The following is a 7,685-nucleotide window of genomic DNA, read 5'->3' as shown; positions in this document are numbered from 1 at the left end:
TAGAGCAATAAGCCTTGGCTCCGGATGATGGCCCTCCACACAATGAAAATGGAGCACAAGACCATGCACGCCAAAGTATCAATTGTCACTCTTCTCCTTCTAACAGCAGCAGCCAGCAACACCTACGCGGGAAACTGCGCGTACGCGTTTAATATAGCCAAAGTAGGCAATTCCTACGTTGCAGATGGCGTTGAAGGCGCACGTTCACAGTGGACTTCCAGCGCCACAGCTCCAGATATCAGCCTTTCTAACCTTAGGTTCGTGAACGCCCGCATCCAAAAAGCGAATAATGAAACAGATCCAAGCAGAAAAAAAGATTGGAGAGTTTTTTGCCGCTACCAAGACCAGAACAATCAATTTATAACAATGTCTTTTAATCCAGGCCAACCCATCAAAGCTGTAGGCGGAAATTGGAAAAGTGTGGCCACAGATAGCTTTGACAGAGAAGTCAAAGCTAAAACCAAATCACCCAGCGACATGACGGAGGCTGATATTATTGCAAGGGACTGCGTTAAGTCATCGCCTGAAGAGTGTCCGTATCAATAAGTTTTATAAAAATAAAGAGTGTGGCCAGAACGCCACTCTCTTTTAATACTCGGGCGGCGCATCATCCAGTCTGATCACCTGCACGTGTGTCGATTTTTTGCATCTCTGGCAATAAAAAACCACTCTTTAATCTCAACTTCTTCTAAAGCACTGTCACTTCTAACAGTAGCTGCCGCCGAAACATCACCTGCAGCATAGAGCCTTCCACGCCCCACAGGAGTTGGGCTATGAAAACTGCACTGCTTGCAGGTGTGTTAGCCACTGTGGCACTGATGAACAACACCCACGCAGCGACTTCCACCTGCCCGCCGATCCAAAACATCAAACAAACGGCGATGGCCAGTGGAGGCTACCGCTATGAAACATCACAGTCCGATGGACGCATCTGGGCAGGTGAAAACCAGCAGGCGACAGCGTCGTACCTTACTGATTCGACGTTTCACGATGCCCGGTACGATGCCGACCACAAAGCCGTCATCTGCACCTACGAAGGGCCAATGAATAACGACGCGAGCTTTTCGGTCACGCTCAAACCTATCTCTGATTGGAACCTTATCCCTATAGGTGACTGGAAAGGCACGCATTGCGAAGCCCAGGACATTTCCAAATGCTCATTTACGCATGAATGAAAAGGGCGACTCGAAGTCGCCCTTTTCGTTACGCCGCGCTGAACAACTTATGCGGATCAATCACAAACTTCTTCGGCACGCCCGCATCAAACTCGCCATAGCCACGCGGCGCGTCATCCAGGCTGATCACCTCAACCCCGACGATGTCGGCAATGTGAATGCGGTCCCACATGATCGCCTGCATCAACTGGCGGTTGTACTTCATCACCGGCGTTTGCCCGGTGTGGAAGCTGTGGGATTTGGCCCAGCCCAGACCAAAACGGATGCTCAGGCTGCCCATCTTCGCGGCAGCGTCGACGGCGCCAGGGTCTTCGGTGACGTACAGGCCGGGGATACCGATCTTACCCGCCACGCGCACCACGCCCATCAGTGAGTTGAGCACCGTGGCCGGGGCTTCGTGCTTGACGCCGTCATGCCCGTGGCCGCGTGCTTCAAAGCCCACGCAGTCGACGGCGCAGTCCACTTCCGGCTCACCGAGCAAGGCAGCGATCTGTTCGTGCAGCGGCGTGTCGGTGGACAGGTCGACCACTTCAAACCCTTGCGCCTTGGCGTGGGCCAGGCGGATGGAGTTGACGTCGCCGATGATCACCACCGCCGCGCCCAGCAGGCGTGCGGAAGCGGCAGCGGCCAGGCCGACCGGGCCGGCACCGGCGATGTAGACGGTGCTGCCAGGGCCAACGCCGGCGGTGACGGCGCCGTGGTAGCCGGTGGGCAGGATGTCGGAGAGGCAGGTCAGGTCGCGGATTTTCTCCATGGCCTTGTCGCGGTCCGGCAGTTTCAGCAGGTTGAAGTCGGCGTAAGGCACCAGCACGTATTCGGCCTGGCCGCCGGTCCAGTCGCCCATGTCGACATAGCCGTAGGCGCCACCGGCACGGGCCGGGTTGACGGTGAGGCACACGCCGGTGTGTTGCTCTTTGCAGGAGCGGCAGCGGCCGCAGGCAACGTTGAAGGGCACGGACACCAGGTCGCCGATTTTCAGGTTCTCGACGTCGCTGCCCTTCTCGATCACTTCACCGGTGATCTCGTGACCGAGCACCAGGCCGGTCTGGGCAGTGGTGCGGCCGCGCACCATGTGTTGGTCGGAGCCGCAGATGTTGGTGGAGACCACGCGCAGGATGACGCCGTGCTCAATCTTCCTGCCACGGGGGTCCTGCATTTTGGGATAGTCGATTTTCTGTACTTCGACCTTGCCGTTGCCGAGATACACGACACCACGATTACCAGACATGCTTTCACCTCGCTGTTGTTTTTATGAAAGCGCGTTGCCCGTGGGGTGGGCAGCGCGTTGAGTGCTCGGGTACAGATGCTGTTTCTTGTGTTGTTTGTTAGGGCCTCATCGGGGGCAAGCCCCCTCCCACATTTGGAATGCATTCCCCTGTGGGAGGGGGCTTGCCCCCGATGGCGTCAGTCAGAGCACCACCGTTCTATTGGCATTCAAAAACACCCGCCGTTCAATGTGATACCCCACCGCCCGGGCCAGGGTCAGCCCTTCGATATCGCGCCCCTTGGCAATCAGATCCTCGGGGTAATGGCTGTGATCCACCACCTCCACACCCTGGGCGATGATCGGGCCTTCATCCAGGTCGTTGTTGATGTAATGCGCCGTCGCGCCGACCAGCTTCACGCCCTTGTTGTACGCCTGGTGATACGGCTTGGCGCCCTTGAACCCCGGCAACAACGAGTGGTGGATATTGATCGCCTTGCCATCCAGCTTGCGGCACAGCTCCGGCGACAGCACTTGCATGTAGCGCGCAAGGATCACCAGTTCCGCGCCGGTCTGTTCGATCACTTGCCACACCTGACGCTCCTGGGACGGTTTGTCGTTGGGGTCTAGGGCGAAGTGGTAGTAGGGAATCTGGTGCCAGTCGGCCAACGGTTTCAGATCGGGGTGGTTGGACACCACCGCGACCACGTCCATCGACAGTTGGCCGATACGCTGGCGGTACAGCAAGTCGTTCAGGCAGTGATCGGCCTTGGACACCATGATCACCACTTTGGGCCGATAGTTCGGCGCCGTCAGTTCGAAGACCATGCCAAAGGCTTCCCCGCGCGCGGCCAGGCCATCGCGGAACGCTTGCTCATCGAAACCCTCCGGCTGACGAAACTCCACGCGGATAAAAAAGCGCCCTGACAGCCGGTCATCGAACGAGTGGTGCTCGGTGACGTAGCAACCCTGCTCGAACAGGTAGCGGGTGACCGCGTCCACCGTGCCGAGCACGCTGGGGCAGTCGGCGGTCAAAATCCATGTGTCGGGTGCGCGGCTCATGACAGGTCACTCCTCAAGCAAAGCCCGGCCTCACCCACCCCTGTAGGAGCGAGCTTGCTCGCGAAAATCGTCAACGATGACGCGGGCATCCTGGATGACCGCGGTGCCCTTGAGGTTTTCGCGAGCAAGCTCGCTCCTACAGGGTGGCGGGTGAAGGGGGTGGGGGTCATATCAGGCTTGAACGCTCAGGCCGAATTCGGCCGAGGCATCCTGCAACCACAACCACCAGTAATCCGAGAAGCTGCGACGAATCACCAGCTCCCAGGTGTCTTCGGCGGTATGGCGGATCACCAATTGCGACTTGGCGAACACCGTGCCCACCGCCTTGCCCACCGGGAAGTTGTTGGGGTGTACGTCGTAGCTGGTGGACTTCATCAGCACGTCGCGCACGTTCGGGCCGCGCAGTTCGAGGATCTGTTGGCCGCCGCTGACATTGACGATCTGGATATGCAGATCGCCCAGGACGGCGCGCAGGTTTTGTTCGGCGGCGAATTCTTCACCGCTCGGCACCACCAGCAGCCACTCGTCCGGGCCGAGCCATTGCAGGCTGGTGTCGCCGTTGACAATCACCGTCAGCGCGCCGGGCAGTTCGATGCCCAGGGCCTTGTGGACGCCAGCGGCGAAGGCGGCGTCATGGCCGTCGCCGCGAATAGTCAGGTGGCCGAGCAGTTTCTTTTCACGCACGGTCACGCCGGCATTCTTGCGGCCCTTGCCGACCAGGCTGGCGAGGTCGGCATGGTGCAGCGACGACTCGGCCTTGGCCCCGGTGGTGGGGCGTTGTTGGTATACGTTGGCTGCTGTCATAGAGCACCTTTGCTGAATTCTGTTGTGTGGCTACTGGCGTCATCGGGGGCAAGCCCCCTCCCACATTTGGAATGTATTCCCCTGTCTCCCGATGGCGCGCCTCGGTCTATCAGATGTTCTGGCGGTCGCCTTTCGGATCAAAGAACACCGAGGACACAATCTCCGCCTCGATCACGCTGCCATCCACTTGCGGCGAAAACACCCGCTCGCCGATGCGCTTCAAGCCGCCCTTGACCACCGCCAGCGCAAACGAATAACCGAGGGAGTTATGCGCGTAGCTGGAGGTGACGTGGCCGACCATCTTCATCGGGATCGTCTGCTTGGCGTCGAACACCAGTTGCGCGCCTTCCGGCAGCCACACCGCTGGATCGATCGGCTTGAGGCCGACCAATTGCTTGCGATCTTCGCGCACGCAGTCTTCGCGGTTCATGCCGCGCCAGCCGATCCACGAGAACGGCTTGGTACGGCCGACGCACCAGCCCATGTTCAGGTCGTCCGGGGTCATCGAGCCGTCGGTGTCCTGGCCGACGATGATGAAGCCCTTCTCGGCCCGCAGGACGTGCATGGTTTCGGTGCCATACGGGGTCAGGTTGTACTTTTTGCCGGCCTCGACGATTTGCTCCAGCACGCCCATGGCGTAGTCGGCCTGCACGTTGACTTCATACGACAGCTCGCCGGTGAACGAGATGCGGAACACCCGCGCCGGTACGCCGCCGACCAGGCCTTCTTTCCAGGTCATGAACGGGAAGCCGTCCTTGTCCAGGTCGATGTCGGTGACTTCGGCCAGCAGCTTGCGGCTGTTGGGGCCCGACAGGGTCATGGTCGCCCAGTGGTCGGTGACCGAGGTGAAGTAGACCTTGAGGTCCGGCCATTCGGTCTGTTGGTAGATTTCCAGCCATTGCAGCACACGGGCCGCGCCGCCGGTGGTGGTGGTCATCAGGAAGTGGTTGTCGGCCAGGCAAGCGGTCACGCCGTCGTCGAAGACCATGCCGTCTTCTTTGCACATCAGGCCGTAGCGCGCCTTGCCCACGTCGAGCTTGGTCCAGGCGTTGCTGTAGATGCGGTTGAGGAACTCGCGGGCATCCGGGCCCTGGATGTCGATCTTGCCGAGGGTCGACGCATCCAGCAGGCCGACGCTGTCGCGCACCGCCAGGCATTCGCGCTTGACCGCCGCGTGCAGGTCTTCACCGTTGCGCGGGAAGTACCACGGGCGTTTCCACTGGCCGACGTCTTCAAACTCGGCGCCATTCTTCACATGCCAGGTGTGCAGCGCGGTGTAGCGAACGGGCTCGAAGATGTGCCCACAGTGCCGCCCCGTAACCGCGCCGAAGGTCACCGGCGTGTAGTTGGGGCGGAACATGGTGGTGCCCATCTGCGGGATGGTCACGTTCAGCGAACGCGCCGCAATGGCCAGGCCGTTGACGTTACCCAGCTTGCCCTGGTCGGTGCCGAAGCCCAGCGCGGTGTAGCGCTTGACGTGTTCCACCGACTCGAAACCTTCGCGGGTCGCCAGTTCGATGGCGGCCGCGGTGACGTCGTTCTGCAGGTCGACGAATTGCTTGGGCGCCCGTGCAGTGGCTTTCTCGTGAGGCACCTGGAACAGCGCCAGCGTCGGCTCTTCCAAGCGGTTCAAGGCTTTGGGCAGCGTGCCTTCCACCGGGCTAAAACCGGCTTCGCTGGCGGCGCGCACGCCCCCTTCAAAACCGTCCGCCAGGGAATCGCCCAGGCCGTAGACGCCGTTGATACCGCCAACGCACACGCGCTTTTGCGGTGCTTCACCCGGTACAAAACCGAGGATGTCTTCGCGCCAGGTCGGCTTGCCGCCCAGGTGCGAGGCCAGGTGGACCACCGGGCTGTAGCCGCCGGAGCTGGCCACCAGGTCGCAGTCCAGCCACTCGCCAGGGCTGGTGACGGTATGCGCTTTGACATCGATGGCCGCAACACGGGCGCCGCTCACATGCTTGCTGCCACGGGCTTCGATCACAGCGCTGCCGGTGAGGATACGAATGCCTTTGGCGCGGGCTTCTTCCACCAGCGCGCCGCGTGGGTTATGGCGGGCATCGGCCACGGCCACCACTTTCAGGCCGGTTTCCAACCAGTCCAGGGCGACGCGGTAGGCGTGGTCGTTGTTGGTCGACAGCACCAGTTTCTTGCCCGGCGCCACGCCGTAACGGCGCACGTAAGTCGAGACTGCACCGGCGAGCATATTGCCCGGCACGTCGTTGTTGCCGTACACCAGCGGACGCTCGCACGCACCGGTCGCCAGCACCACGCGCTTGGCACGCACACGGTGGATACGCTGGCGCACCTGGCCGATCGGCGCACGGTCGCCGAGGTGATCGGTGAGACGCTCGTGAATGGTCAGGAAGTTGTGGTCGTGGTAACCGTTGACGGTGGCGCGGGGCAGCAGCACCACATCCGGCAGGGCTTTGAGTTCGGCGATGACGCTGGCGACCCACTCGGTGGCCGGCTTGCCGTCGAGGCTTTCGCGCGAATCGAGCAACGAGCCGCCGAACTCTTCCTGCTCATCGGCGATGATCACGCGGGCGCCGCTGCGCGCAGCGGCCAGTGCAGCGGCCAGACCGGCCGGGCCGGCACCGACCACCAGCACGTCGCAATGCCGGTTGAAGTTGTCGTAGGTGTCCGGGTCGTTCTCGGTCGGCGAGCGGCCTAAACCTGCAGCCTTGCGGATGTACTTCTCGTAGGTCATCCAGAACGACTGCGGGTACATGAAGGTTTTGTAGTAGAACCCCGGCGGCATCAGCTTGCCGCCGACTTTGCCGAGAATGCCCATCACGTCGTTGTTCACGCTCGGCCAGCCGTTGGTGCTGGTGGCAACGAGGCCCTGGTACAACGCCTGTTGCGTGGCGCGCACGTTGGGAATCTGGGTGGCTTCGGTGGCGCCGATCTGCAGCACCGCGTTCGGCTCTTCGGCACCGGCAGCAAAGATGCCGCGTGGGCGCGAGTACTTGAAGCTGCGGCCGATGATGTCGACACCGTTGGCCAGCAGCGCGGCGGCCAGGGTGTCGCCTTCGAAGCCTTTGTAGGTCTGGCCGTTGAAGCTGAAGGTCAGGACTTTGTTACGGTCGATCCGACCACCGTTGGACAGGCGATTGATCTGGCTCATACCTTCGCTCCAGCAGCCTTGGCGGTGAATTGCGGCTTGGTGCCGATTTTGTAGGTTTCAAGAATTTCGTAGGTCAGCGTGTCGCGGGTCGCGTTGAAGTACTGACGGCAACCGGCAGCGTGAATCCACAGCTCGTGGTGCAGGCCACGGGGGTTGTCGCGGAAGAACATGTAGTCGCCCCACTCTTCATCGGTGCAGGCGTTGGGGTCCAGCGGGCGTGGGATGTGCGCTTGGCCGGAGGCATGGAATTCCTCTTCGGAGCGCAGTTCGCCACAGTGAGGACAGAAGATATGCAACATAGGGAATTTCTCCT

General features: G+C 61.0%; 7 protein-coding genes. 2 read left to right on the top strand and 5 right to left on the bottom strand.

Translation table 11 applies throughout. The annotated features are described in order from the left end of the window. The first annotated feature begins 63 nt into the window (after positions 1 to 63). Positions 64 to 546: a DUF3757 domain-containing protein gene (locus INT12_RS09685; RefSeq protein WP_193039872.1), complete on the top strand. Its 483-nt coding sequence runs from the start codon at positions 64 to 66 to the stop codon at positions 544 to 546. 227 nt (positions 547 to 773) lie between these two features. Beyond that, on the top strand, positions 774 to 1,175 hold the full coding sequence (locus tag INT12_RS09680) for a DUF3757 domain-containing protein (protein WP_052743384.1): 402 nt from the start codon (positions 774 to 776) through the stop codon (positions 1,173 to 1,175). Positions 1,176 to 1,203: 28 nt separating this feature from the next. On the opposite strand, the gene fdhA is transcribed toward INT12_RS09680, so the two are convergent. From fdhA to INT12_RS09655, 5 genes are all read right to left on the bottom strand, one after another. Further along, positions 1,204 to 2,403 (bottom strand): formaldehyde dehydrogenase, glutathione-independent, encoded by a 1,200-nt coding sequence (gene fdhA, locus INT12_RS09675; RefSeq protein WP_017847873.1) that lies wholly within the window; start codon positions 2,401 to 2,403, stop codon positions 1,204 to 1,206. A 180-nt stretch (positions 2,404 to 2,583) separates the two neighbouring features. Then, entirely contained in the window at positions 2,584 to 3,441 is an 858-nt protein-coding gene (gene purU, locus INT12_RS09670) for a formyltetrahydrofolate deformylase (RefSeq protein ID WP_046487903.1), read from the bottom strand. Between the two features lie 171 nt (positions 3,442 to 3,612). Then, entirely contained in the window at positions 3,613 to 4,245 is a 633-nt protein-coding gene (locus INT12_RS09665; protein ID WP_193039871.1) for a sarcosine oxidase subunit gamma, read from the bottom strand. 109 nt (positions 4,246 to 4,354) lie between these two features. Next, positions 4,355 to 7,372, bottom strand: coding sequence for a sarcosine oxidase subunit alpha (locus INT12_RS09660; RefSeq protein ID WP_193039870.1), 3,018 nt, complete (start codon positions 7,370 to 7,372; stop codon positions 4,355 to 4,357). Then, positions 7,369 to 7,671 (bottom strand): sarcosine oxidase subunit delta, encoded by a 303-nt coding sequence (locus tag INT12_RS09655; RefSeq protein ID WP_017847877.1) that lies wholly within the window; start codon positions 7,669 to 7,671, stop codon positions 7,369 to 7,371. Before INT12_RS09655 ends, INT12_RS09660 begins: the two co-directional genes overlap by 4 nt. Positions 7,672 to 7,685: the final 14 nt, after the last annotated feature.

This window comes from Pseudomonas sp. K8 (genome assembly GCF_014889455.1).
In the GTDB taxonomy this organism is placed as follows: domain Bacteria; phylum Pseudomonadota; class Gammaproteobacteria; order Pseudomonadales; family Pseudomonadaceae; genus Aquipseudomonas; species Aquipseudomonas veronii.
The sequence above is the reverse complement of the archived record's forward strand: the minus strand, read 5'-3'. Positions and strand labels throughout refer to the sequence as shown.